The sequence below is a fragment of the Klebsiella michiganensis genome, from assembly GCF_002925905.1.
Lineage (GTDB): Bacteria > Pseudomonadota > Gammaproteobacteria > Enterobacterales > Enterobacteriaceae > Klebsiella > Klebsiella michiganensis.
In genome coordinates this window covers 190,666-215,001 of record NZ_PRDB01000002.1, presented here as the reverse complement: position 1 = coordinate 215,001, position 24,336 = coordinate 190,666, and the positions used below count along the sequence as shown (strand labels likewise).

Annotated in this window: 20 protein-coding genes, 1 other RNA gene and 1 pseudogene; 15 read left to right on the top strand and 7 right to left on the bottom strand. The window is 54.9% G+C overall.

Going from position 1 to position 24,336, the window contains the following annotated elements:
* Nucleotides 1–31: 31 nt before the first annotated feature.
* The 4 genes from CDA56_RS08130 to selO all read left to right on the top strand — a co-directional run bounded on the left by CDA56_RS08130 (nt 32) and on the right by selO (nt 3,482).
* The gene (locus CDA56_RS08130) at nt 32–583 is read left to right on the top strand and encodes a glutathione peroxidase (RefSeq protein WP_025108225.1); all 552 of its coding nucleotides are present in this window, start codon (nt 32–34) and stop codon (nt 581–583) included.
* Nucleotides 583–1,332 (top strand): vitamin B12 ABC transporter ATP-binding protein BtuD, encoded by a 750-nt coding sequence (btuD, locus tag CDA56_RS08125; RefSeq protein ID WP_014229727.1) that lies wholly within the window; start codon nt 583–585, stop codon nt 1,330–1,332. The genes CDA56_RS08130 and btuD overlap by 1 nt, the downstream gene beginning before the upstream one ends.
* An 81-nt stretch (nt 1,333–1,413) precedes the next feature.
* On the top strand, nt 1,414–1,878 hold the full coding sequence (locus CDA56_RS08120; protein WP_004134084.1) for an NlpC/P60 family protein: 465 nt from the start codon (nt 1,414–1,416) through the stop codon (nt 1,876–1,878).
* Nucleotides 1,879–2,039: 161 nt separating this feature from the next.
* Complete coding sequence (gene selO, locus CDA56_RS08115; protein ID WP_103814094.1) at nt 2,040–3,482, top strand: protein adenylyltransferase SelO; 1,443 nt, start codon at nt 2,040–2,042, stop codon at nt 3,480–3,482.
* 34 nt (nt 3,483–3,516) lie between these two features.
* On the opposite strand, the gene hemP is transcribed toward selO, so the two are convergent.
* The 3 genes from hemP to ppsR all read right to left on the bottom strand — a co-directional run bounded on the left by hemP (nt 3,517) and on the right by ppsR (nt 5,895).
* Nucleotides 3,517–3,696, bottom strand: coding sequence for a hemin uptake protein HemP (hemP, locus tag CDA56_RS08110; RefSeq protein WP_160741222.1), 180 nt, complete (start codon nt 3,694–3,696; stop codon nt 3,517–3,519).
* A gap of 165 nt (nt 3,697–3,861) precedes the next feature.
* The gene (gene aroH / locus CDA56_RS08105; RefSeq protein ID WP_025108222.1) at nt 3,862–4,908 is read right to left on the bottom strand and encodes a 3-deoxy-7-phosphoheptulonate synthase AroH; all 1,047 of its coding nucleotides are present in this window, start codon (nt 4,906–4,908) and stop codon (nt 3,862–3,864) included.
* 153 nt (nt 4,909–5,061) lie between these two features.
* The gene (gene ppsR, locus CDA56_RS08100) at nt 5,062–5,895 is read right to left on the bottom strand and encodes a posphoenolpyruvate synthetase regulatory kinase/phosphorylase PpsR (protein WP_004851771.1); all 834 of its coding nucleotides are present in this window, start codon (nt 5,893–5,895) and stop codon (nt 5,062–5,064) included.
* 342 nt (nt 5,896–6,237) lie between these two features.
* Here ppsR and ppsA point away from each other — a divergent pair, with 342 nt between their 5' ends.
* Nucleotides 6,238–8,616, top strand: coding sequence for a phosphoenolpyruvate synthase (ppsA, locus tag CDA56_RS08095; protein ID WP_014229722.1), 2,379 nt, complete (start codon nt 6,238–6,240; stop codon nt 8,614–8,616).
* A gap of 83 nt (nt 8,617–8,699) precedes the next feature.
* On the opposite strand, the gene rprA is transcribed toward ppsA, so the two are convergent.
* Together rprA and ydiK are read right to left on the bottom strand one after the other, a co-directional pair.
* Nucleotides 8,700–8,807: antisense sRNA RprA (gene rprA, locus CDA56_RS08090), an RNA gene on the bottom strand.
* A 212-nt stretch (nt 8,808–9,019) separates the two neighbouring features.
* The gene (gene ydiK / locus CDA56_RS08085; protein ID WP_032749896.1) at nt 9,020–10,141 is read right to left on the bottom strand and encodes an AI-2E family transporter YdiK; all 1,122 of its coding nucleotides are present in this window, start codon (nt 10,139–10,141) and stop codon (nt 9,020–9,022) included.
* Between the two features lie 210 nt (nt 10,142–10,351).
* Between ydiK and ydiJ the strand changes: the two are divergent.
* The 3 genes and pseudogenes from ydiJ to CDA56_RS08070 all read left to right on the top strand — a co-directional run bounded on the left by ydiJ (nt 10,352) and on the right by CDA56_RS08070 (nt 14,351).
* Nucleotides 10,352–13,407, top strand: a pseudogene (ydiJ, locus tag CDA56_RS08080) (D-2-hydroxyglutarate dehydrogenase YdiJ).
* Nucleotides 13,404–13,814, top strand: coding sequence for a 1,4-dihydroxy-2-naphthoyl-CoA hydrolase (gene menI, locus CDA56_RS08075; protein ID WP_038424640.1), 411 nt, complete (start codon nt 13,404–13,406; stop codon nt 13,812–13,814). The pseudogene ydiJ and the gene menI overlap by 4 nt, the downstream one beginning before the upstream one ends.
* 288 nt (nt 13,815–14,102) lie before the next feature.
* A complete protein-coding gene (locus CDA56_RS08070; protein ID WP_004851762.1) occupies nt 14,103–14,351 on the top strand; it encodes a GlsB/YeaQ/YmgE family stress response membrane protein in 249 nt (82 codons plus the stop codon).
* Between the two features lie 536 nt (nt 14,352–14,887).
* Here CDA56_RS08070 and CDA56_RS08065 read toward each other — a convergent pair.
* On the bottom strand, nt 14,888–15,517 hold the full coding sequence (locus CDA56_RS08065; protein ID WP_025108218.1) for a helix-turn-helix domain-containing protein: 630 nt from the start codon (nt 15,515–15,517) through the stop codon (nt 14,888–14,890).
* Nucleotides 15,518–15,595: 78 nt separating this feature from the next.
* Entirely contained in the window at nt 15,596–16,255 is a 660-nt protein-coding gene (locus tag CDA56_RS08060) for a winged helix-turn-helix transcriptional regulator (RefSeq protein WP_025108217.1), read from the bottom strand.
* Nucleotides 16,256–16,688: 433 nt separating this feature from the next.
* On the opposite strand from CDA56_RS08060, the gene CDA56_RS08055 reads away from it, so the two are divergent.
* From CDA56_RS08055 to sufB, 7 genes are all read left to right on the top strand, one after another.
* Nucleotides 16,689–17,219 carry a fimbrial protein gene (locus tag CDA56_RS08055; RefSeq protein WP_025108216.1) on the top strand — a complete coding sequence of 177 codons (531 nt, stop codon included), beginning with the start codon at nt 16,689–16,691 and terminating at the stop codon, nt 17,217–17,219.
* Between the two features lie 57 nt (nt 17,220–17,276).
* Entirely contained in the window at nt 17,277–17,954 is a 678-nt protein-coding gene (locus CDA56_RS08050; RefSeq protein ID WP_025108215.1) for a fimbrial biogenesis chaperone, read from the top strand.
* A gap of 43 nt (nt 17,955–17,997) precedes the next feature.
* Complete coding sequence (locus CDA56_RS08045; RefSeq protein WP_104011304.1) at nt 17,998–20,535, top strand: fimbria/pilus outer membrane usher protein; 2,538 nt, start codon at nt 17,998–18,000, stop codon at nt 20,533–20,535.
* Between the two features lie 2 nt (nt 20,536–20,537).
* A complete protein-coding gene (locus tag CDA56_RS08040) occupies nt 20,538–21,485 on the top strand; it encodes a fimbrial protein (protein WP_025108213.1) in 948 nt (315 codons plus the stop codon).
* An 11-nt stretch (nt 21,486–21,496) separates the two neighbouring features.
* Nucleotides 21,497–22,009, top strand: a complete 513-nt coding sequence (locus tag CDA56_RS08035) for a fimbrial protein (RefSeq protein WP_025108212.1) — start codon at nt 21,497–21,499, stop codon at nt 22,007–22,009.
* A gap of 444 nt (nt 22,010–22,453) precedes the next feature.
* Nucleotides 22,454–22,831, top strand: a complete 378-nt coding sequence (sufA, locus tag CDA56_RS08030) for a Fe-S cluster assembly scaffold SufA (RefSeq protein ID WP_004119171.1) — start codon at nt 22,454–22,456, stop codon at nt 22,829–22,831.
* Between the two features lie 2 nt (nt 22,832–22,833).
* The gene (sufB, locus tag CDA56_RS08025) at nt 22,834–24,321 is read left to right on the top strand and encodes a Fe-S cluster assembly protein SufB (RefSeq protein ID WP_014229711.1); all 1,488 of its coding nucleotides are present in this window, start codon (nt 22,834–22,836) and stop codon (nt 24,319–24,321) included.
* Nucleotides 24,322–24,336: the final 15 nt, after the last annotated feature.

Genomic DNA, 24,336 nt, shown 5'->3' with positions numbered 1-24,336 from the left:
CAGTTACCGGTATATTCACTGAGGGAAGGCTATGCAACACGATATTCTCAATACTGAAGTCACCACCATCGATGGTGAGAAAACAACGCTCACCCCGTGGGCAGGCAAAGTCCTGTTGATTGTCAACGTCGCGTCAAAATGCGGCCTGACGCCGCAGTATGAGCAGCTGGAAGCGCTGCAAAAAGATTTAGAAAGCGAAGGTTTTAGCGTACTGGGCTTTCCGTGCAACCAGTTTCTGGGTCAGGAGCCGGGTAGCGAAGAAGAGATTAAAACGTTCTGTAGCACGACTTACGGCGTGACTTTCCCGATGTTCAGCAAAATTGACGTCAACGGCGAACATCGCGCGCCTCTGTACCAGAAGCTGGTTGAGGCCGCCCCGCAGGCTATCGCCCCGGAAGGCAGCGGTTTTTATGAGCGCATGGCCAGCAAAGGCAGAGCGCCGCTGTACGTGGATGATATTCTGTGGAATTTTGAAAAATTCCTCATCGGCCGCGATGGTCAGGTCATCGGCCGTTTCTCACCGGATATGACGCCGGATGATCCGCAGCTGGTGGCCGCTATTAAAGGAGCTTTAGCCAAATAATGCCGTTTTTGATGCAGCTACAGGATGTAGAAGAGGCGGGGCGGCTGGCGCCGTTTTCAGCCGATATCCGGCCGGGAGAGATCGTTCATCTGGTGGGGCCAAACGGGGCGGGGAAAAGCACCTTGCTGGCGCGTATGGCGGGGCTCTCTACCGGCCCGGGCCAGGTAAAACTGAATGGACGCCCGCTGAATGACTGGCTGGCGCAGGAGCTGGCGCGTCATCGGGCCTATTTAAGCCAGCACCAGATGCCGCCTTTCGCCATGCCGGTCTGGCATTATCTGTCGCTGCATCTCCAGGACGACGCGCACAACGGGCTACTGACGACCATCGCGGAGAAGCTGGGCTTAGGCGACAAGCTTGGGCGCCAGGTGAATCACATCTCCGGCGGGGAGTGGCAGCGCGTGCGCCTGGCGGCGGTAATACTGCAGATTCATCGTCAGGCTAACGCGTCCGGACAGTTGCTATTGCTGGATGAACCGATGAACAGCCTGGACGTGGCGCAGCAGGCCGCGCTGGACCGACTGTTAAGCGAACTCTGCGCCTCGGGGATTGCCGTCGTGATGAGCAGCCACGACCTGAATCATACCCTCCGACACGCCCATCGCTCCTGGCTTATCTGCCGGGGGGAGACGATCGCCTGCGGCAGCACCGCCGAGGTATTAAGCGAAGAGAATTTAACCGCCGCCTATGCCATGGACTTCCAGCGGGTCGAGGTTGCGGGCCATCTTATGCTCGTTGCGTCACAGTAGCACGCAGTCAGCTTGCCAGCGAATTGATAAACAAGGTAAATTATCCTGCTATCAGGATAGGGAACAGAGGATTCGTCTGAGATGCGTTTTTGGCTCGTTTTGTGTGTTGCGTTATTTCTGGCGGGTTGTAGCAGCCATCGGGCGCCGCCGCCCAATCCACGGCTTGCTGATTCGATTACCGTTGTTGCTAACCTGAATGAGCAGCTAAGGAACTGGCGGGGAGCGCCGTATCGCTACGGCGGCATGTCGCCGCGCGGCGTTGATTGCTCCGGGTTTGTGCTGATGACCTTCCGCGATAAGTTCGCGTTGCAGCTGCCGCGCGAAACGCGTGAGCAGGCGGAGATCGGCACGAAAATCGATAAGAGCGAACTGCTGCCCGGCGATCTGGTCTTCTTCAAGACCGGTTCCGGAGAGAGCGGTCTGCACGTCGGTATTTACGACACGGATAACCAGTTTATCCACGCCTCCACCAGCCAGGGCGTGACGCGCTCGTCGCTGGATAATGTCTACTGGCATAAAAAATTCTGGCAGGCGCGAAGGATCTAGCCTCGATACGTCAAAGCGTAGCGTGGCGTTTTCTTGCCCGGCGGCGGTAACGCCTTACCGGGCAGCGCCACAACGCTCATCTTGTCTTTTATCGCAATAACCCATCCATTCCTCCGTGTTAATAATTTGTTGAAAGCACTACACTGAAGGCAGGAGGAACCATGACCCTGTCTTTTACTACCCACTGGCGTGATGAACTGCCGGATTTTTACACCTCTTTAACCCCTACGCCGCTGGAGAATGCGCGGCTTGTCTGGCACAACGCTCCGCTGGCGCGAACGCTGGGCGTTGACGCGTCGTTATTCAGCCCGCAGAAAGGCGCTGGCGTATGGGGCGGCGAAACGCTGCTGCCGGGAATGTCGCCGCTGGCGCAGGTTTACAGCGGCCACCAGTTCGGCGCCTGGGCCGGGCAGCTCGGCGACGGGCGCGGTATTCTGCTCGGCGAACAGCAGCTCGCTGATGGTCGTCGCTTTGACTGGCACCTTAAAGGCGCCGGGCTCACTCCCTATTCGCGAATGGGCGACGGGCGGGCGGTGCTGCGCTCGACGATCCGCGAGGCGCTGGCCTCGGAAGCGATGCATGCGTTGGGCATTCCCACCACCCGCGCGCTGGCGATAGTGGCCAGCGATACGCCGGTATACCGCGAAACCGTCGAGCGCGGGGCAATGCTGATGCGGCTGGCGGAAAGCCACGTTCGTTTCGGCCATTTTGAGCATTTTTACTACCGTCGCGAGCCTCTGAAAGTGCAGCAGCTGGCGGATTACGTGATTCGTCACCACTGGCCGCATCTGCAAAATGAAGCGGATAAGTACCTTCTGTGGTTCAGTGACGTTGTCACTCGAACCGCGGAGATGATTGCCTGCTGGCAAACGGTGGGCTTTGCCCACGGGGTGATGAATACCGACAATATGTCAATTCTCGGCCTGACGATGGACTACGGTCCGTACGGTTTCCTTGATGATTTCCAGCCTGGCTTTATCTGTAACCACTCCGATTATCAAGGGCGCTACAGCTTTGATAATCAGCCGGCGGTAGGGCTATGGAACCTGCAACGTCTGGCGCAGACGCTCTCGCCGTTTATCAGCGCTGAGGCGCTGAACGGCGCGCTGGATAGTTACCAGCAAGCCCTGCTGACGGCGTATGGCCGCCGCATGCGCGACAAGCTCGGATTGTTTACCCAGCAAAAAGGGGATAACGAACTGCTGGACGGCCTGTTTACGCTGATGGAACGCGAGGGCAGCGACTATACGCGGACCTTCCGGATGCTCAGCGCCAGCGAGCAGGAGAGCGCCGCCTCGCCGCTACGCGATGAGTTTATCGACCGCGAGACGTTCGATACCTGGTTTACCGCTTATCGCGCGCGCCTGCGTGATGAACAGGTTGACGATGCGCAACGGCAGGCGCGGATGCGCAGCGTCAACCCGGCGATCGTGCTGCGTAACTGGCTGGCTCAGCGGGCCATTGAACAGGCGGAGCAGGGGGATATGAGCGAGCTGGAGCGCCTGCATAGCGCACTCTCTCACCCCTTTGCCGATCGGACGAATGAGTATATTCAGCGTCCACCGGACTGGGGAAGGCGTCTTGAAGTAAGCTGTTCCAGCTAGCGATCGTTATCCCTGCCTTTATCGGCGGGGATAATTATTTGGTCAGGATCAGCTTACCCGAATGGGTCTGACGCAGCAGGTAGCGCTGACCGCGATGTTCAATCACCACCCGTCCCTCGCTGCCTAATAATGTCCGGCTGCTTATCTCTTTGTCCGTCGGAACCGGATACGGGGCATTGTCTGTTGTTTTTTCTGCTGTGGCAGTGTTATCCATACGCGTCATAGCACTAAAAATAAAAATCAAGGCAACAATGATAATCATTATCAATAATGTTGTTTTTCACGCAAGCTTTATTTAGCGGAATACCAGATTTAGCAGGTGTCGGGCCGGTCGATGGCGGAAAATCGCTCCCCACCGCGCGTACGGTGGGGAGGGGAACTACAGGCGGGTGGCGGTGGCGGCGGCTAATTCATCCAGCAGCCGTTCGCTATCGTCCCAGCTCAGGCAGGGATCGGTAATCGATTGTCCCCAGGTCAGCGGCTGGCCCGCGACGACCTTCTGCGTGCCTTCCTGAAGGAAACTCTCGGCCATGATCCCGGCGATGGCGGTCGAGCCGGCGCGGATCTGCTGGCAGATGTCGGCGCAAACGTCCAGCTGACGGCGGTGCTGTTTCTGGCAATTGCCGTGGCTAAAATCCACCACCAGCTGTTCCGGCAGGTCGAACTCCGCCAGCGCTTCCCCGGCGGCGGCGATATCGGCGGCGTGGTAATTCGGCTTTTTACCGCCGCGCATAATGATATGGCCGTACGGATTGCCGCTGGTCTGGTAGATGGTCATCTGTCCCTGCTTATCCGGCGACAGGAACATATGGCTGGCGCGGGAAGCGCGGATCGCATCAACGGCGATACGGGTATTGCCATCGGTACCGTTCTTAAAGCCTACCGGGCACGAGAGCGCCGAGGCCATTTCGCGGTGGATCTGGCTCTCGGTCGTACGCGCGCCGATAGCGCCCCAGCTTATCAGGTCGGCAATAAACTGCCCGGTCACCATATCGAGAAACTCGGTGGCGGTCGGGACACCCAGTTCATTGACCTGCAGCAGCAGGCTACGCGCCAGCTCAAGGCCGTGATTCACCCGATAGCTGCCGTTCAGGTCGGGGTCGGAGATCAGCCCCTTCCAGCCAACCACCGTGCGCGGCTTCTCAAAATAGGTACGCATCACGATTTCCAGCTGCGGCTGGTAACGTTCGCGCATACCCTGCAGGCGGCGCGCATACTCCATCGCCGCATCAATATCGTGAATGGAACAGGGACCGATCACCACCAGCAGGCGGCGATCTTCACCGTTGAGAATTTTCTCGATTCGGCGGCGTGAGGCGGAAACGTGTGCGGCAACGTCGGCAGACACTGGATGCCGCTGAGCCAGTTCCGCAGGCGTTACCAGGCTTTCAATGCGCGCGGTACGCAATTCGTCTGTTTTATTCATTGGGGTCTCAAAATCTGTTTCTTCCGCGGCGAAAATGCCGGGAAGTGATGCGCATCACGATAAACCAATCCCCGCTTATTGCAAGAGCAGGGCATGATCCTGTATAGGGCTCAGGTGATAGCATAAACAAATTTTTAATAATGTACTAGTGTGTTAGTACATTCTGCGGCTTAACCCCATAATATCCATGATTTTGGTGGCGATCTCTTCCACGGAATAGTTGGTACTGTTCAGGCAAGGTATCTTGTTTTTGCGGTAAAGCGCCTCGACTTCGGTCACTTCCATCCGGCACTGGCGCATGGAAGCATAGCGGCTGTTTTCCCGCCGCTCTTCGCGGATGGCCGCCAGGCGCTCCGGATTGATCGTTAAGCCGAAGAGTTTGTGCTGTAGCGGCTTAAGCGAAGCCGGAAGAATCAGGTTGTCCATATCATCGGCGATAAACGGGTAGTTGGCGGCGCGGATACCGTACTGCATCGCCAGATACAGGCTGGTGGGGGTTTTCCCGCAGCGCGAAACGCCGAGGAGGATCACCTGGGCCTGATCGAGATTACGCAGAGAAATTCCGTCATCGTGGGCAAGGGTGTAGTCGATAGCGGCGATACGCGCGTCGTATTTGTTCAGGTTACCGGGCGTCAGGCCGTGGGTGCGGTGAGCGATTGGCGTCGGATCGAGGCGCAGCTCCTGCTGCAGGGGGGCCACCAGCGCCTGGACGATATCCTGACAAAAGCCTTCGCTTTGTAGGATGATGTCGCGGATTTCCGGCAGCACGATGGAATAGAACACCAGCGGTCTAATGCCGGTCTGCTGGAAAATCGCGTCGATTTGCTCCTTCACGGCGCGCGCGCGGCTAATATTTTCGACAAACGGCAGGGTTACGCTGCTGGTGGCGACCGGGAATTGCGACATGACCGCATGACCCAGAACTTCCGCCGTAATAGCGGTACCGTCGGAAATATAAAATACGTGGCGATCTACAGCACTTTCCATTTTGACCATCCGGTATAATGAGTTTAATTGTCTGAAAGCTGATATTAAATTTAAGCATAACGCTCCAGGCTTTGTCTCATATTTAAAAAATGAAACGCTATTTTTATTTTTAATGAAAAGGTGAGTTCATTTTTCGCAACTGCGTATCTTTTGTATCAAATTTCATCAGATTTCTGAAGAATCATTAGCTTAGCTATATCTGGCAAAGAATCCTAAAAACGAAAAAATAATTTGCTTGAACGATTCACCGTTTCTTTCAGCTGGATAAATATGTCAGGATAAATCTCGTAGTCGATCGTGAATTATTTATCACTGGTATTAAATCACAAAAGGATTGTCTCGATGTCCAACAATGGCTCGTCACCGCTGGTGCTTTGGTATAACCAACTCGGCATGAATGATGTAGACAGGGTTGGGGGCAAAAATGCCTCCCTTGGTGAAATGATTACAAATCTGTCGGGTATGGGCGTGTCCGTACCGAACGGGTTTGCCACCACCGCTGATGCCTTTAATCAGTTTTTGGACCAAAGCGGTGTTAACCAGCGCATTTATGAACTGCTGGATGAAACCGACATTGACGACGTTTCCGCATTAGCGAAAGCGGGCGCACAGATCCGTCAGTGGATCATTGATACGCCGTTCCAGAGCGAACTGGAAAATGCGATTCGCGATGCCTATACCCAGCTGTCCGCCGATGACGCTGAGGCCTCCTTTGCCGTGCGCTCCTCCGCGACGGCGGAAGATATGCCGGACGCCTCCTTCGCCGGTCAGCAGGAGACATTCCTTAACGTGCAGGGCTTTGACGCCGTGCTCGTCGCGGTGAAGCACGTGTTTGCTTCGCTGTTTAACGATCGCGCCATTTCCTACCGCGTGCATCAGGGATACGATCACCGCGGGGTGGCGCTCTCCGCCGGGGTGCAGAGGATGGTGCGCTCCGATCTGGCCTCGTCCGGCGTGATGTTCTCCATCGATACCGAATCCGGTTTTGATCAAGTGGTGTTTATCACCTCCGCCTGGGGGCTCGGCGAGATGGTGGTGCAGGGGGCGGTGAACCCCGATGAGTTCTACGTCCATAAACCCACGCTGGAAGCGGGCCGGCCGGCAATCGTACGCCGCACTATGGGGTCGAAAAAGATCCGCATGGTTTACGCCCCTACCCAGGAGCACGGCAAGCAGGTGCGTATCGAAGACGTGCCGCAGGCGCAGCGCGACGTCTTCTCGTTAACCGATGCGGAAGTGCAGGAGCTGGCGCAGCAAGCGGTTCAAATCGAGAAGCACTACAACCGTCCGATGGATATCGAATGGGCGAAAGACGGCCATACCGGTAAGCTGTTTATCGTGCAGGCGCGTCCGGAAACCGTCCGTTCCCGCGGCCAGGTGATGGAGCGCTATACCCTCCATGCGCAAGGACAGATTATTTCGGAAGGGCGCGCGATCGGCCATCGTATCGGCGCGGGTCCGGTGAAGGTCATTCACGATATCAGCGAAATGAACCGCATCGAGCCCGGCGACGTGCTGGTGACCGACATGACCGACCCGGACTGGGAGCCGATCATGAAAAAGGCGGCGGCGATCGTCACCAACCGCGGCGGGCGTACCTGTCATGCGGCGATTATCGCGCGTGAGCTGGGGATCCCGGCGGTAGTGGGCTGCGGTAACGCCACCGATCGCATCCAGGAAAACCAGAATGTGACCGTCTCCTGCGCCGAGGGCGATACCGGCTACGTGTATGCCGAAATCCTCGACTTCAGCGTCAAGAGCTCCACCGTTGGCGATATGCCGGATCTGCCGCTGAAGATCATGATGAACGTCGGTAACCCGGACCGCGCCTTCGACTTTGCCTGCCTGCCGAACGAAGGCGTGGGCCTGGCGCGTCTGGAGTTCATTATCAACCGTATGATTGGCGTCCACCCGCGCGCGCTGCTGGAGTTCGACGATCAGGAGCCGGGGCTGCAGAATGAAATCCGCGAGCTGATGAAAGGCTACGACTCGCCGAAAGAGTTCTACGTCGGTCGCCTGACCGAAGGGATCTCCACCCTTGGCGCGGCATTTTTCCCGAAACGGGTGATTGTGCGTCTTTCCGACTTTAAGTCTAACGAATACGCCAACCTGGTCGGCGGCGAACGTTACGAGCCAGAAGAAGAGAACCCGATGCTGGGCTTCCGCGGGGCCGGCCGCTATGTGTCAGAAAGCTTCCGCGACTGCTTCGCGCTGGAGTGTGAAGCGGTTAAGCGGGTGCGTAACGACATGGGCCTGACCAACGTCGAAATCATGGTGCCGTTTGTCCGGACCGTCGCGCAGGCAAAAGCGGTGGTTGAAGAGCTGGAACGCCAGGGCCTCAAGCGCGGCGAAAACGGCCTGAAGCTGATTATGATGTGTGAGATCCCATCGAATGCGCTGCTGGCTGAACAGTTCCTCGAATACTTCGACGGCTTCTCTATTGGTTCTAACGACATGACGCAGCTGGCGCTGGGGCTGGATCGCGACTCCGGCGTGGTCTCCGAGCTGTTCGATGAGCGTAACGACGCGGTGAAAGCGCTGCTGTCGATGGCCATCCGCGCGGCGAAGAAGCAGGGCAAGTACGTCGGTATCTGCGGACAGGGTCCGTCTGACCATGAAGATTTTGCCGCCTGGCTGATGGAAGAGGGGATCGATAGCCTTTCCCTGAACCCGGACACGGTCGTGCAAACCTGGCTCGGCCTGGCGGAGCTGAATAAGTAAGTTCTCGCTAAAACAGGCAACTGGATACTCCCCGTCAGCTCAGCAGTGGCGGGGATTTTTTGTTTTTGGGGAACTGAAAACGGACAAAAAAAAGCCCATCGTGGGAGATGGGCAAAGACTACACACAGCAATTCGTTGTTTCACTCAGGGGATTTCCATGCTTATAAATCAATGCGTTGATTTATAACCGTGAGCTAATACTAGGCACTGAGGCTTTTTGCGTCGATCGGATTCCTCTCAATAGTTAAATTAAGGTAAAGAATCTGCGAAGCAAATGCGGTTAGCAGGCAGCGGGTGGTGGAATGACGTGAAAGATAGATTAGGATTTCTTAAGCTTTAAGGCTGTCGTGCCCGACATTGATAGGGACAGAGGGGCAAAAGGCGGGTTTCCCCGCCTTTTCACTTACTTATCCTGAGCGGCTCGGGTATTGAGCTCGCTCAGCTCCTCAAGCACCAGGTCGGGGTCCTTCGGCGGCGGCGGCGCTTCGTTAACCCACGCATCGTACAGTCGCCAGGAGACCGCCAGCAGCACCGGACCGATAAACAGCCCAATCATGCCGAACGCCACCAGGCCGCCGATAACGCCGGAAAGGATCAGAATCATCGGCAGGTCGGCGCCCATACGAATCAACAGCGGACGGATAAAGTTATCCATGGTGCCGACAACGCAGCTCCAGACCAGCAGTACGGTGCCCCATGTGGTATCACCGCTCCAGTACAGCCAGATAATTGACGGTACCAGAACCAGCAAAGGCCCCAGCTGCACAAGGCAGGTAAAGATCATCACCACGGTGAGCAGCGCGGCGTAAGGCACGCCGCTGACCGCAAGGCCAATACCGCCAAGCACCGCCTGGGCCAGGGCGGTGACGACCACCCCCAGCGCCACGGCGCGAATCGCCTGGCCGGCGAGGATCACCGCCGCATCGCCGCGTTTGGCCGCCAGACGGGTGGCAAAGTGGCGGAACCCATACGCAACCTGTTCGCCTCGCCAGTACAGCAGGGCGCTAAACAGCAGCATGAGTCCGCAGTAGACCAGCAGCTTGCCGATGTGCGCCGCCTGGCCAACAAACCATGTGGTGGTGGTGCCGAGATAGGGGCGAATTTTGACCATAATCGCCGTTCCCCCCATCTCCAGTAAATTGTGCCAGCCGGTATACAGCTTATCGCCAATCAGCGGAACGCTATTTAGCCACGCCAGATCCGGCGGCGTAAAGTTACCGCTGGTAATCACTTTTATTAATGGCGTGCTGTTATCCACCAGGCTGTTGACCAGCAGCGCAATAGGGATAACGAACAGTAAAAAGAGCAGCAGCGTCATCACCAGCACCGCCAGCGCGCGCTTGCCGAACAGCAGGCGCTGCAGGCGCAAAAGCACCGGCCAGGTGGCGATAACCACGGTACCGGCCCAGGCAAATGACAGGATAAATGGCTGAACGACCCACAGGCAGGAAATAATAATCAGGGACAAAAACAGCACCGACAGCAGAACTTGCGGTATGTCCCGGGGCTGATTGGGGTTAATCATGATAAAGTTTTACCTTTGCAGTCGCGTCACAAGGCTGACGCAGCGTAATTCCATGTACTGATAATAATATCAATATCTTCGCGCGCCTGATTTTGCCCTTAATTCTGGCGGGCGCATATGAAAAAAATGTGATAAAAAGTTGTGTGCACTACGCAAACCGCAAACGTTTAATCACTTACAACACAACATAGTCAGGCAGGGTCGAGCGTCATGATCCCACAGATTTCTCAAGCGCCAGGTGTCGTTCAGCTGGTGCTGAATTTTTTGCAGGTACTGGAGCAACAAGGTTTTACCGGCGATACCGCCACCAGCTACGCCGACAGGCTAACGATGGCGACTGATAACAGTGTATATCAACTGTTGCCGGATGCGATTTTATTCCCCCGCTCCACGGCAGACGTCGCTCTGCTGGCAAGACTGGCGGCGGAAGAACGTTTTAAATCACTGATCTTTACCCCGCGCGGGGCGGTACCGGCACCAACGGTCAGGCGCTCAACGCCGGGATCATCGTCGATATGTCCCGCTATATGAACCGCATTATTGAAATCAACCCCGAAGAAGGGTGGGTGCGGGTGGAAGCCGGGGTCATTAAAGATCAGCTCAATCAGTTCCTTAAACCGTACGGCTACTTTTTTGCGCCGGAACTGTCGACCAGCAACCGCGCCACGCTTGGCGGGATGATCAACACCGATGCTTCCGGGCAGGGCTCGCTGGTCTACGGGAAAACCTCCGATCACGTGCTCGGCGTGCGCTCGGTGCTGATCGGCGGCGACATTCTGGATACGCAGCCGATTCCGGCGGCGCTGGCGGAAACGCTGGGCGCAGAACAGTCGGCGATCGGGCGTATTTACCGCACGGTCTATCAGCGCTGCAAAGCGCAGCGGCAGCTGGTTATCGATAAATTCCCCCAACTTAACCGCTTCCTGACGGGCTACGATTTACGCCACGTCTTTAATGACGAGATGAGCGAATTCGATCTGACCCGCATACTGACCGGTTCAGAAGGGACGCTGGCGTTTATTACCGAAGCGCGGCTGGATATTACCCGCTTACCGAAAGTACGCCGCCTGGTTAACGTTAAGTACGATTCCTTTAACTCCGCGCTGCGCAACGCGCCGTTTATGGTTGAAGCGAAGGCGCTGTCGGTCGAGACCGTCGACTCAAAAGTGCTGAATCTGGCGCGGGAAGATATTGTCTGGCATTCGGTCAGCGAGCTCATTACCGACGTTGCGGATAAAGAGATGCTGGGGCTGAATATCGTTGAGTTCGCCGGTGATGACGCCGAACTGATCGACGGCCAGGTGACAACCCTGTGCCAGCGCCTGGATGAGCTGATGGCGCGCGGCGAAGCGGGCGTTATCGGCTGGCAGGTTTGCCACGATTTGGACGGCGTTGAGCGCATCTACGCGATGCGGAAAAAAGCCGTCGGCCTGCTGGGGAATGCCAAAGGAGCCGCTAAACCGATACCCTTCGCCGAAGATACCTGCGTGCCGCCGGAGCATCTGGCCGACTATATTGTGGAATTTCGCGCGCTGCTTGACGGTCATGGCCTGAGCTACGGCATGTTTGGCCATGTGGATGCCGGCGTGCTGCACGTGCGGCCGGCGCTGGATATGTGCGATCCGCAGCAAGAGATGCTGATGAAGCGCATCTCCGATGACGTCGTAGCCTTAACCGCCAAGTATGGCGGCCTTCTGTGGGGGGAACACGGGAAAGGCTTCCGCGCCGAATATAGCCCGGCGTTCTTTGGGGCAGAACTGTTTGGCGAGCTGCGCAAGATTAAAGCCGCGTTTGACCCGGATAACCGTCTGAACCCCGGTAAAATATGCCCGCCGGAAGGCGTGGATGCGCCGATGATGAAGGTGGATGCGGTTAAGCGCGGGACCTTCGATCGGCAGATCCCCATTGCCGTGCGCAGCTCGTGGCGCGGCGCGATGGAGTGTAATGGCAACGGTCTGTGCTTCAACTTTGATGCCAAAAGCCCGATGTGTCCGTCGATGAAGGTCAGCAACCACCGTATTCACTCGCCGAAGGGGCGGGCCACGCTGGTGCGAGAATGGCTGCGCCTGCTGGCGGATCGCGGCGTCGACCCCAATCAGCTGGAAAAAGATCTGCCGGAAAAACGCGCCAGCCTGCGTACCCTGGTGGAGCGCACCCGCAATAGCTGGCACGCGCGTAAGGGAGAGTACGATTTCTCGCATGAGGTTAAGGAGGCGATGTCCGGCTGTCTGGCCTGTAAAGCCTGCTCGACCCAGTGCCCGATTAAGATCGACGTTCCGGAGTTCCGGTCGCGTTTCCTCCAGCTTTACCACAGCCGCTACCTGCGGCCGGTCCGCGATCATCTGGTGGCGGCGGTTGAATCCTACGCGCCGCTGATGGCGCATGCGCCGAAGACGTTCAACTTCTTTATTAATCAGCCGTGGATGCGCAAGCTATCGGAAAAGCATATCGGTATGGTCGATCTCCCGCTGCTCTCCGTCCCGTCGCTGAAGCAGCAGATGGTCGGCCATCGTTCGGCAAATACCACGCTGGAGCAGCTGGAAGCGCTGAGCGCAGAGCAGAAAGCGAAAAGGGTGCTGGTGGTTCAGGATCCGTTTACCAGCTATTACGATGCGCAGGTGGTTGCCGATTTTGTTCAACTGGTCGAAAAGCTAGGCTACCAGCCGGTGCTGCTGCCGTTTTCGCCAAACGGTAAAGCCCAGCATATTAAGGGCTTCCTGACGCGATTCGCGCGCACCGCGCAGAAAACCGCCGATTTCCTGAACCGGGTGGCCCAGCTCGGCATGCCGATGGTGGGGGTCGATCCGGCGCTGGTGCTCTGCTATCGCGATGAATACAACCAGGTGCTCGGCGACAAGCGCGGCGATTTCCGCGTGATGCTGGTGCATGAGTGGCTGCCGCAGGCGCTGTCGGCAACCGCTGCGCAGGAGCAGGGCGGCGAGTCGTGGTATCTGTTTGGCCACTGTACCGAGGTCACGGCGCTTCCCGCTTCCACTAAACAGTGGGCGGATATCTTCGCGCGTTTTGGCGCGAAGCTGGAAAACGTTAACGTGGGCTGCTGCGGCATGGCCGGTACCTACGGTCATGAAGTGAAGAACCACGCCAATTCGCTGGCTATCTACGCGCTCTCCTGGCAGCAGGCGATGCAGCGCCTGCCGCGTAATCGTTGTCTGGTCACCGGCTACTCCTGTCGTAGCCAGGTGAAGCGTATTGAAGGCAGCGGCGTACGCCATCCGCTGCAGGCGCTACTGGAGATTATGGGATGATTTGGAAACGTCAGAGCACCCTGGAACAGCTGAACGCCATGGGCGACGGGAATATGGTCGGCCTGCTGGATATTCGCTTCGAGGCCCTTACCGATGACGCCATCGAGGCCACCATGCCGGTAGATAGTCGCACCCATCAGCCGTTTGGGCTGCTGCACGGCGGCGCGTCGGTGGTATTAGCGGAAACTTTAGGCTCGGTGGCCGGCTATCTGTGCAGCGAAGGCGAGCAGAAGGTGGTGGGGCTGGAGGTCAATGCCAACCATATCCGTTCGGTGCGCAGCGGGAGGGTTCGCGGCGTGTGCCGCGCGCTGCACGTCGGCTCCCGTCACCAGGTGTGGCAAATCGACATTACTGATGAACAGGGGCGCCTTTGCTGTTCGTCGCGGCTGACAACCGCAGTCATCTAAATTAGCAAGGGGGAAATGTCCCCCTTGCTGCTTTTGTATTCCGCTTCCAGTTTCACTTTTAATAAGAAAAATCCTGGCTTATCGCTGCCTCTCCCGAGGTTTTAATTATTCACGATGCGATACTTCCGCTTGCTGATTATTTGTCCGGTACGCGTTCAGGGCGTAGACCATTATCCCCGTGCTGACAAGTCTATGTATGCTAAATATAATTTTATGAAACATCATTAATATTTATGCTAATCTTTCTATACCAGATATTTACAAGGTAACAAGAGGACGGAGTTAGCTATGGGTATCATTTCATGGATCATTTTTGGGCTTATTGCCGGTATTTTAGCCAAGTGGATTATGCCGGGGAAAGACGGCGGCGGATTTATCGTTACCGTAATTCTGGGTGTCATCGGTGCAGTTGTCGGGGGTTGGATTAGTACTTTCTTCGGCTTTGGCCGTGTAGATGGTTTTAATTTCGGCAGCTTTGTCGTGGCGGTGATTGGTGCGCTGGTTGTCCTGTTTATCTACAGGAAGATCAAGAGCTAATTCGCTCTTCGTATCAGTAACGCCATAAAGTGAAGAGGCTGCCACCATCGTTGGCAGCCTTTTTAATATTTGCACCATGCCCGACAGGGCAATATCCCCTCTCTGAACGCTTATCCCGGAATACGCTGGCAGGTCAGGCCGCGCGGGGGAACGGTACGATTTCGATTTGGATCGGGTTCGTAGCGAATAGACTGGCCTGTCCGGCGACGGCGAGTCGTACTGATTTTACGGGGGGGGAAGAGGTTAATCGAGCAACACGCTAATAATTAACAACACGACCATACACATCGACATGACATCTGTTTCTATATCCATAATTCAGTACTACACAGGTTCCCGAACGGTCGCCAGGGCGACATTGCGTAAAAGATGAAGGAAATTTAGCAGCGCATTCTACATGAGCCAGTCAGCAGTGAATAAATCTTTATTTCTGTGAAATGACAATACTTATAATGAAAACGAATAGAATTTGTTGCATGAATGCATTTCGGCGCGCAGGCCGGATCGCGAGAGGGCAGAAAGCCCAATCCGCATAATCAGTACTTAGCAGGAAGTTTGTTGATTTTTATGAGTTTCCCCTCTTCCATTTCGATAAAACCACCGGTTTTCAGCGCCGCCAGAATGCGCATTACGCCGCTGCGGGAAAGCCGGGTTTTCTCTCTGATATATCTTTCAGCCGTCACGCTGTAGCGATAACCCTCCTCTTCCTCCATGAGCTTGATCAGCTGCTGGCGAATCATCTCGTACGCCGTTGGCGTGCCCTGGGGCATAACGTTATGATAGAGGCGGTTATAGACAAACATCAGCTGTTTAGAGAGCAGTCCCCATAGCGCCTTCTCTCTAATGATTTCCTCGACGCGACGGGTTGTGAGTACGCCAATCTGGCACGGCGTGACGGTTTTAAAATAGTCATCAAAGTAAATGTCCGTCAGGTTAGCGAGGCCGAAAAGGGCGGGACTGAGCGCCGTGGAAAGCATCATATTGTCACTTCTTCGGTATATCGCTATCGTCCCCTCCAGAAGGAGATAACACATCCCCTGACCGTTAACCTGAAGATCAAACTGCTCGCCGCGGCCCGTTCGGTACGTCGTGCAGTAGGGCTGCAAATGAGAAATAAATTCCTGTGCGTAAGGGGAGCCGCGGAAGGGTTGATTTGCAGATGGCATAGTCAGAAAATCCTGAAGGAGATCGGACTTATTATAACCTCGCGCGTATCTCTTGCCACTCCGAAGATACATGAACAATCAATACTTTCGCGGCAGGTGGTGGATGTCAATCAGCACTCCGCGCTCCATGGTAATGTATTTACCCGTTCGTAGCTCTGCGAGGATGCGCATAACGCCGCTGCGGGAAAGATAGGTTCGACTTTTGATATAGGCCGCCGCGGTGATACTTTGCCGGATAGCTTCGGGCTCTTGCATTAATTCAACAAGTTGAAAACGAATGATGTCATAGGCTGACATTTGCGATATTTGCGCGCAGTGCTCATAAACCCGCGATGCGGTATAGATCAGCAGCTTTGAAAAATGCTCCCATAAGTTCTGTTGCGCCACTACGCGATTAAACGTTTCCAGCGAAACGGCCGCAATTTCCGATGTTTCCAGTACCCTGACGTAAAGTCGTTCAGAGGAAAACTGGCTACACACGCCGAGAAGAAATGGCGATGACTCAGAATTTAAAACAATCCCATCTCCGCGACGATGCAGCGCGACGCTGCCCTGGATAAGTAAAAAACACTGACGAACGTTATTATCGTAATAATGGACGATCTCCCCTTTCGAGACTATTCGTCTCTCGGCGTACGGCAGGACATTATCAATTAATTTCTCAATGTGCTTAAAGGGTTTTATCTCAAGTACTTCCGCTGGCTCGTTGCCGAATTCAGGAATAATTCTCGTGTTCATAAGATACCTCACTAACTTATGCGATCGTTTTTTGATCGATGTTGGGAATTATCTTAAAAAACAGCATCTCAGGGAATATTGGCGCCGGGTCTAATAATAGACTCGGGTGGATTATGGTTATAATTAATTGATTTTATTGATTTTGTCTCGCCAGTCCAAAAGTAGACCGGGGTCAGTGTGATTAAGTAATTTCTTAATTTGAATGTTTTATTTTTGTTAATTTCGAGTCTACATTTAGACCGCGAAATAGATTGTGCGCTGAAAAAATGTTGTATAAATTTTGTCACGTCGGCAGGGGTAATCCGGTTTTAATAAAATGAAATAGTGGTGTGATATATACCACTGTTTCCCGGCAATATATTAAAGCAATGGCAAAATGCGTTTATTAAATATTTTGCCTGAATGTAAATAAAGTAAAACAGGATGTGTCGTTATGAAAAAGAAAATTGTTATTGCGATACTTGCAGCAGGTTCTGCATTATCAATGACTCAGGCTTTCGCAGCAGCGGGTACCGTTAATTTTAATGGCAATATTTTGGATGCCGCCTGCGACATCGATGTCGCGTCAAAGGACCAGGTGGTTGTTTTGGGCGATTATTATAAAACTGAATTTCCGGTAGCCGGTTCGAGAACCGCCGCGACGAAATTCGATATTATTTTGAAGAACTGTCCGGTGACGGTTAACAATGCCAAAGTCCGCTTTGATGGCACGCCTGATTTAAGTAACTCCAGCCTGCTGGCTATTGACTCGTCGGTCGCTGGCGCAGCCTCCGGTGTCGCGATTAATCTGATGACGGCGGATAAAGCCGATCTGCCTCTGCACGGCAGCAACGGTTACTCCTACCCGCTCACCAGCACCGCTGATAATACGCTGAATTTCTATGCTCAGTATGTGTCGACCACTGCGACGGTGGTTGCCGGCCCAGCTAACTCGGTCGCGAACTTCTCAGTGGTTTACAACTAAGTTTCTGCAGTAATCAGTAGGGGGCCGGCCCGGCCCCTTTGTTTTAAGAGGTATTAAATGCGTTTTATCAGAACAATTGGCCTGGCGATAACAATGTTAACGCTGGTGCAGGCAACCGCCACTGCCGGGGTAATTATTGGCGGCACGCGGATCATTTTCGATGGTGCAAAAAAAGAAGCGTCAATCAGCGTTAATAATCCTGATGCGACGCCTTATTTAATTCAGTCATGGATAGATGAGCAGGAAGGTGGTTCTGGTAAAGCGCCTTTTATTATTACGCCGCCGATGTATCGCCTCGACAGCGGACAAAAAAATATTGAGCGAATTGTCGCGACAGGTTCACTGCCTCAGGCCAAAGAAAGTTTATTCTGGATAAATATTAAAGCGATTCCCTCGGCATCAAAGCAGATGAACTCCCTGCAAATTGCCGTAAAAACGCGCATCAAGCTGATTTATCGTCCCGTTACGCTTCGCGCCTCAACGCCGGAGGAACAGGCAAATAAACTCACCTGGCAAAGAAGCGGCAATGAACTTCAGGTTAATAACCCAACGCCTTACGTCATTAATTTCAATGAAATTACCGTGGGCGGAAAAATGCTTGCCCAGGTGACCTACGTCATGCCGGGTTCGACCACCCGGTTCCGCTTGCCGGACGGGGCCTCCGGCAATGCCCTGACATTTAAAGTTATTAATGACTACGGCAGCCCCGGTCCGTCACATCAAGCCAGTTTGTAATCCCTGAACAAATGGCAAGCCCAGCGTTAAATAGGTAATAGCGATGACAATAAAAAATAATAAGTTGCGACCTGCTCGTCTGGCTACGCTTATCGCCATAGTGTTGAGCGGTTTCTCTCCGGAACTGTATGCCAGTGATTCGTTTAATACGGCTCTGGTAGAGCTGGATAATCCCGGCGTGGGCAAAGCGGATTTATCGGCTTTTGAATCGGGCTCTCAGGCGCCGGGAACATACCATGTGGATATTATTCTTGATGACCAGTTAATGGACACCCGGGATATTCCTTTTTCGATGGCAAAGACCGGGGGCGGTAATGAGGTATTGCAGCCCTGTCTGAGCGTGGAACAATTAAAACAGTGGGGAGTGAAAACCGAACTTTTTCCCCAGCTGTCGGTAGAAAATAGTGATTGCGCCAATCTCCAGGCTATTCCGCAAGCCAGCGCTGATTTTCAATTTGGCGCCCAGCGGCTGGTTATCAGCATTCCCCAGGCGGCGATCGACCTGCCGGCAAGGGGCTATGTACCGCCGGAAATGTGGGATGAGGGAATTACTGCGGCATTGCTCAATTACAGCCTGAGCGGAGCGAACACTCGGGCGAAAACGGGCCAGGGCGGCAGAAGCGACAGCCAGTATGCGAACCTGCGTCCGGGGATCAATATAGGGCCGTGGCGTTTTCGCAACTATACCACCTGGTCACGGGAGTCCTCCGGCCAGGATAAATGGGATACCGTTTATACCTACGCGCAGCGGGCCATTATTCCTCTGAAAGCCCAGCTTACCGTTGGTGACAGCTCTGCGCCTGCCGACGTGTTCGACAGTATGCCGTTTCGCGGCGGCCAGCTGGCATCCGATGACGACATGCTGCCGGATTCTCTTAAGGGCTATGCGCCCGTAGTACGCGGCATTGCCCGAACCAATGCGCAGGTCGTGGTGCGCCAGAACGGCTACCAGATCTACCAAAGCTACGTTGCGCCGGGCGCCTTTGAAATCACGGATATGTATCCTACCGGCGGGGCAGGCGATCTCGACGTGACGATTAAGGAAGCCGATGGCAGCGAACAGCACTTCACGCTGCCCTACGCCTCGCTGCCGGTACTGCAGCGGGAAGGCCGGTTCAAATACGCCATCACCGGCGGGCAGTATCGTTCATATAACAGCAGCGTGGATAAAACCCCTTTCGGGCAGGCAACGGCAATTTATGGCCTGCAGCATGGCTTTACCCTCTATGGCGGCCTGCAGGAGTCAAGCAAATATCAGTCGCTGGCATTCGGCGTGGGTAAAAATATGGGGGCGTTAGGCGCTATCTCCACGGATGTCACGCAGGCCTGGTCAACGCCGGATAAAACGGAAAAATCGCGCGGCCAATCCTGGCGAGCGCGATACAGCAAAAACTTCATCGATACCGGGACCAACTTTTCCATTGCGGGATACCGCTATTCCACCAGCGGCTATTACGGGATGCAGGAAGTTCTGGACTCATATGGAGACAGCAGCGCGCTGCAGGACCGCAGGCGTAACCGCGCGGAGCTGGCGATGAGCCAGACGCTGAGCCGCGAACTGGGATCGCTAACCCTCAGCGCGGCGAGGGAAGATTACTGGAACTCCGCCAGGTCGATGGCTTCGTGGAGCGTCGGATACAACAACTACTGGCGCAATATCAGCTACGGCCTGACCTGGACATACAGCAAAAATGGCAGCGCGACGTCAAACGACAGCGCGAATAACAGCGCCCACGACCAGCTGCTGGCGTTTAACGTCAGCGTACCGTTGGATAAATTCCTCCCGCAAACGTGGGCCAGCTATGGCATGAACGCCAGCAAGAATGGTGGAACGACGCATAATATCGGCATGAACGGGGTCGCGCTGGAGAACAACTCGCTGAACTGGAACGTCCAGCAGGGTTACGGTACGGATGGCGTGGGTTACACCGGCAATATGAACGGTGACTATAAAGGGACGTACGGCGAAGTGACGGCGGGGTATAGCTACGACAAAAACAGCGAGCGGCTTAATTATGGTCTGCAGGGGGGCGTTATCGCCCACGCCGATGGCATCACGCTTTCCCAACCGCTCGGTGAAACCAATGCCCTGATAAAAGCCCCCGGCGCACACGGCGTGAATATTCGCAACCAACCCGGTGCGCGCACGGACTACCGGGGATATACGGTAGTCAGCAATATTTCCGTTTATCGAAAAAACGACCTGACGCTCGATCCGCAAAATATGCCTGAGGATGTAGAGCTGGAGATAAACACCGACACGGTTACCCCGACGCGAGGCGCGGTGGTGCGCGCCGATTATCTTTCCAAAGTGGGGCGCAGGGTCCTGATGACCTTAACCGACAATAACCGCTTCGTGCCGTTCGGGGCGGTGGTGACGCTTGCGGATGATAATAAGAGCAGCTTTATCGTTGGCGATCGCGGCCAGGTTTTTTTAAGCGGAATGCGCGAGCAGGGGGCGATCTTCGTCACGTGGGGCCGCCAGTCCAGCCAACAGTGCCGTGCTGATTTCAGCCTGCCGAAACAATCAACCTACGCTGGAATAACAGAAGTTAGCGCCAGTTGCCACCAGGAACGTTAAACATGAGATTGATTTACTCTGTTATTTTGCTCGGCTTGATAGCCGGATGGAATAGCGCGCGTGCCGGAACCTGCACCACCATTACCCCGCAGATCTCCACTCTATCCGTGGGAACGATTACCGTACCGCGTGATGCGCCGGTCGGGACCGTTATTTTTTCGGGGGGCGGGACATATACGGGCTCTTACCTTTCCGGCTGTACTAACCCACTCATGCTGGGTTTCAGCATGCGATATAATAATGCGACGCTGAGCAGCTACGGTAATCACGTTTACAACACTAATATTAGCGGTATTGGTATTCGTTTTTCATCAAACGCTTATTTTGAAAATCCGAGTAATACATTCTCCTATAACGCACAGACCTCTTATGTCGACTGGTACGGCGGTAACATACAGCTGGTGGTGACCGGGCAGGTATCATCAGGCGCATTAACGCCGGGAACGATCGGGGTGGTGACGCTCCAGGGCAGCGACGGCGTCTACCGTGATGGCCTGACCGCAACGCTGACCGATGGGACAATCAACGCCCTGGCCTGCAGTATCACTACGCCTCAGTTGAACTTCATCATTGGCGATATTCCCGCTTCAACGTTCGGCTCGACGGTAGGCACCACGCCCGCTGGCGCGCAGAATACGCAAAATCTGGGGTTAAGCTGCAGCGCCGGCACCAATATCACCGTTTCGCTGAGCGGCGTACAAAATCCCGATAGCGCCAACCCCAGCGTAATGGCATTAACGGGGCAGGGCAGCGCCGGGACGGCAAAAGGCGTCGGCGTGCAGCTTTTATATAATGGCGCGCCGCTGTCCATCAATAGCCCGCTGTTATTAAAACGGTCATCGGGCGGGCAAGAAACGCTGCCGCTGACGGCCCGTTATTATCAGACCTTAACTTCCGTTGAGTCCGGCTCGGCAAATGCGACCGCCACGCTTAATTTGACGTACCAGTAACGGGTGAAAAAATGAAAATACGCCATAAAAAATTGCTTATTCTGACGTTGCTGTGCTGGAACGTTTTTTCTGCCGACAGCGTAACGATGGGGGTGACGGGAAATATTGTCGCCTCGCCCTGTATATTCAATGGGGGAAACAGCAACCTCGATGTCAATCTGGGCGATATTCAGGCAACCAACATGGCCACGCCCGGGTCATCCTCCGACCCTGTGGCCTTTAATTTGCTGTTTACCAACTGTCCGGCGGGAACGCGCAGCGTAACGGCCTCCTTCACCGGCACTCCCGATCCGCTTGCCGGTCCTGACTATTATCTGAATAGCGGTACGGCAACCAACGTGGCGGTAGCGATGAGTGAAGCGGGCAGCGGCGCGCTAAAGGGAACGGGTTCCAGCATCACCCACAATATCGCGGCTGACAGAACCGCAACCCTGGCTATGCAGGCCTCGGTAAAATCGGTGTCAGGCGGTGCGACGCCCGGAAGCGTCAGTGCCGTTGTGGTCATGACGCTGCAGTACAATTAAACGGGCATCCGTTTAGCGATACGCGGTAGCGCCTTGATCGCCGTCATGGCGCTGCCCTTTTAATTTCCGTGGTTATCGCGGTCTTTTTGCCTCATGACCGGGAAAGATAACGTCCGCCATTTCTCCTTTTTACCCGCAGTACGTGATTGTGACTCTTTTGCCCTTCACGGCGGGTTCTGTGCAACGCAAATTCGCTATCTCAAAAATAGGTATTTCCGATGCATATTTTAACTTTCCTGCAATTTCTACCTTTCTGTCACTGAAATGCATTATTAATCAATGCATTGAACAATTTATTCCATCTCCGATATCTCTTCTGTCAGGGTCTATGCTTATAAAAAGCACTGAATGGGGAAATACCCCTTCTCTGGATGGGTTGAAGTGATAATCATTATCACTAACATAGCGATATGGCCCGATGGCGTCAACCTATGAGGTAGAGCGATGAATTCACATGCAGGAACTTTCAATCCCGAAGATTTTAGCTGGCGTGGGCTGGTCATGACCCCAGCCGCCGCCGCCCATATTCGCGATCTGGTCCGCAAACAGCCGGATATGCAGGGGCTGCGGCTTGGCGTTAAAACCAGCGGCTGCGCCGGTTTTGGCTACGTTCTCGAGCTAATTGCTGAACCGGCGAAAGACGATCTGTTATTTGAGCGCGATGGCGCGAAGCTGTGGGCGCCGCTGCAGGCGATGCCGTTTATCGACGGCACCGAGCTCGATTACGTTCGCGAAGGCTTAAATCAAATCTTCAAATTTCATAACCCTAAAGCCCAGCACGAATGCGGCTGCGGCGAAAGTTTTGGCGTTCAGGCGGAGTAACTATGTCTCGTAATACTGAAGCAACTGACGATGTCAAAACCTGGAGCGGCGGGCCACTCAACTATAAAGAGGGCTTTTTCACTCAGCTACGGACCGATGAGCTGGCGAAAGGCATAAATGAAGAGGTGGTCAGGGCGATTTCTGCGCGCCGCAATGAGCCAGAATGGATGCTGGAGTTTCGTCTGAACGCGTTTAAGGCCTGGCAGGCGATGGAAGAGCCGCACTGGCTGAAGGCGCACTACGACAAGCTGAACTATCAGGATTACAGCTATTATTCAGCGCCCTCCTGCGGCAACTGCGATGACGCCTGCGCCTCTGAGCCCGGCGCGCTGCAGCAAACGGGGTCCAGCGCGTTTCTGACCAGCGAAGTCGAAGAGGCGTTTAACCTTCTCGGCGTGCCGGTGCGGGAAGGACGGGAAGTGGCCGTCGACGCCATTTTTGACTCGGTTTCGGTGGCGACCACCTATCGCGAAAAGCTGGCGGAACAGGGGATTATTTTCTGTTCCTTCGGCGAAGCGATCCACGATCACCCGGAACTGGTGAAGAAATACCTCGGCACCGTGGTGCCGGGCAACGACAACTTCTTTGCCGCCCTCAACGCGGCGGTGGCGTCCGACGGCACCTTTATCTATGTGCCCAAAGGCGTACGCTGCCCGATGGAGCTGTCGACCTATTTCCGCATCAACGCGGAAAAAACCGGCCAGTTCGAACGCACCATTCTGGTGGCCGACGAAGGCAGCTACGTGAGCTATATCGAAGGCTGTTCGGCGCCGGTACGCGATAGCTACCAGCTGCACGCGGCGGTGGTCGAGGTGATTATTCATAAAGACGCCGAGGTGAAGTACTCCACGGTGCAAAACTGGTTCCCCGGCGACAACAATACCGGCGGGATCCTCAACTTCGTCACCAAGCGCGCCCTGTGCGAAGGCGAGAACAGCAAAATGTCGTGGACCCAGTCGGAAACCGGCTCGGCGATCACCTGGAAGTATCCGAGCTGCATTCTGCGCGGGGATAACTCCATCGGCGAGTTCTTCTCGGTGGCGCTGACCAGCGGCCATCAGCAGGCGGACACCGGCACCAAGATGATCCATATCGGCAAAAACACCCGTTCGACGATTATCTCGAAGGGCATTTCCGCCGGCCACAGCCAGAACAGCTATCGCGGCCTGGTCAAAATCATGCCGACGGCGACCAACGCGCGCAACTTCACCCAGTGTGACTCCATGCTGATTGGCCCGGACAGCGGGGCGCATACCTTCCCGTACGTGGAATGCCGCAACAACAGCGCGCAGCTGGAGCACGAAGCGACCACCTCTCGTATCGGCGAAGATCAGCTGTTCTACTGCCTGCAGCGCGGAATCAGCGAAGACGATGCGATTTCGATGATCGTCAACGGTTTCTGTAAAGACGTCTTCTCAGAGCTGCCGCTGGAGTTTGCCGTAGAAGCGCAAAAATTACTGGCAATTAGCCTTGAACACAGCGTCGGCTGATAACAAAGGAAATAA